We start from the raw sequence: 2,269 nt of genomic DNA, 5'->3' as shown, positions 1-2,269 counted from the left end.
CGATGAACACAGAGGTTTGAAAAAACAGAGGCGCAGGCAGTTCTGTGTTCATCGCACCTATGCGGATGTTTCGGCGCAATCCAAAAGGATCTTGAGCATGACACAAGGCATTTGGAGTGCGGATGCGATTAGCTGCTACTTTCGACCGTGACATGGTGTGCGTGAGGTCACTTGGCTAGCGAACCATCATAGGATCCCGCTTTCGGGCATTCCATGGCACGTGCGAGCCATCAGGCACGTCGAAAGCGGTGGCTGCGTTCGTTCCTCACTTCGCAACCGCAGTCCATATGGGGGCTGCGGCTGCGCGATGAGGTGATGAGTTTGGCGGCGGGCTGACGACCTCTTTTATGCGGAGAGCTTTTCCATGAGCTTCTGGGTGCGCTCGATGATGCGCTGGGGCTCGTCGAGGAGGCCGGCGGAGAGGAGGGCGTTGTCCAGGATTTGCTCGGTGATGAGGCCGGCGGTTTCGGGATCTTTTTCGCGGAGAGCGGAGAGATTGCGGACGAGCTGGTGACGCGGATTGATTTCGAAGATGACCTTCGAGCCGGGCATGTCGCCGTCTTTGCCCATGGCCTTCATCATCTGGCGGATCTGCGGGCTCATTTCACCCTCAGGGGTGAGCACGAGGGCGGGGCTGCCGACGAGGCGCTTGCCAGTGCGGACGGTTTCCACCTGGGTGGCGAGGCGTTCTTTGATCCAGTCGCACAGGGAGGTGGCGTCGGCTTCGGGGAGGGCTTCGCCTTCGCTGGTGTCGTCGCCGAGATCGATATCGGGGGCGTTGACGGACTTGAGGTCTTTGTCTTCGAACTTGCTGAGGCTGGAGATGACGTACTCGTCGATGTGCTCAAACATGTAGAGCACTTCAAAGCCCTTGGCCTTGAAGGCGGCGACATAGGGGCCGCTTTCGATTGTGCTGCGGGAGGTGGAGACCTGGTAGTAGATTTCCTTCTGGTCTTCCTTCATGCGCTTCACGTATTCGGTGAGGCTGACGGTCTCGCCGGGCTCGGTCATGCTGGATTCAAAGCGGAGGAGCTTGGCGATGGCATCGCGATTGGTGTGATCCGTGGCGATGCCTTCTTTGAAGAAGCGGCTGAAGTTCGCATAGAACTCATTGTACTTCTTCGGGTCTTCGACGGCTTCTTTGTCGAGGTGCTTGAGGAGGCGCTTGGCGACGACGTCGCCGAGCTTGCGGACGAGGGCGCTGTCCTGCATGGACTCGCGGGAGATGTTCAGGGGAAGGTCTTCGCTGTCGATGACGCCGCGAACGAAGCGCATCCACTCAGGGAGGAGCTTCTTGGGCTTGGGATCGATGAGGACCTTTTTGCAGTAGAGGCCGACGTTGGGCTCCATCTGGCCCATGCCGTAGGCTTCCATGTTCTGCGTGGGGGTGAAGAGCAGCGCATTGATGGCGATGGGGGACTCGGCCTGGAAGTGGAGGCGGTAGCTGGGATCATCAAAGGCGTGGGCGGCGAAGCGGTAGAACTCGGTGTACTGCTCGTCGGTGATGCTGTCCTTGGACTTGAGCCAGAGGGCCTCAACGGTGTTGACGCGCTCGGTGTCAAGAATGACCGGGAAGGTGACGAAGTTGGAGTATTTTTCCAAGATCTGCTTCACGCGATGCTTCTTGGAGAACTCGGCGGCGTCTTCCTTGAGGTGCAGGATGATTTTGCAGCCGCGGGCTTCTTCGGTGGATTCGTCGATGGTGTAGCTGGTGCTGCCATCGCTGGTCCAGACGAGGTGCTCGCCGTCATTGCGCCAGGAGTGGGTGTGGACCTCGACTTTGTCTGCCACCATGAAGGCGGAGTAGAAACCGACGCCGAACTGACCGATGAGGGAGGCGTCGTTTTGCTTGCCGGCGTTCTTCAGAGCAGCGGCAAAGGCCTTGGAGCCGGAGTGGGCGATGGTGCCGAGGTTTTCGACGAGCTCGGCGCGGGTCATGCCGATGCCGTGATCGGCGATGGTGAGGGTGCGGGCGGCTTCATCGGTGGTGATGGAGATTTCCAGCGCGGCGGAAGCGTCGAAGACTTCCTTTTCCGTGAGCTGGGTGAGGCGCATCTTTTCCATCGCGTCGGAGGCGTTGGAGACGAGCTCGCGAATGAAGATCTCGCGGTCGGTGTAGAGGCTGTGGATGACGATATCGAGGACTTGTTTGACTTCGGCCTGGAATTCGTGGGTCTGGCTCATGGTTGTGTGGATTTTCGTGTGTTTGGTGGTGGAGAGAGTAGCGGATGGGGGTGGGAGGTCAAGTGTGCTACGCTCCCATTGGCAC

1 protein-coding gene is annotated in these 2,269 nt (G+C 59.1%); it reads right to left on the bottom strand.

Annotated features, from left to right (window positions below):
* Window positions 1-345 precede the first annotated feature (345 nt).
* On the bottom strand, window positions 346-2,184 hold the full coding sequence (htpG, locus tag WAW39_RS10500) for a molecular chaperone HtpG (RefSeq protein WP_422318502.1): 1,839 nt from the start codon (window positions 2,182-2,184) through the stop codon (window positions 346-348).
* Between the last annotated feature and the right edge of the window lie 85 nt (window positions 2,185-2,269).

It is taken from the genome of Prosthecobacter sp., assembly GCF_049294395.1.
Lineage (GTDB): Bacteria > Verrucomicrobiota > Verrucomicrobiia > Verrucomicrobiales > Verrucomicrobiaceae > Prosthecobacter.
The sequence above is the reverse complement of the archived record's forward strand: the minus strand, read 5'-3'. Positions and strand labels throughout refer to the sequence as shown.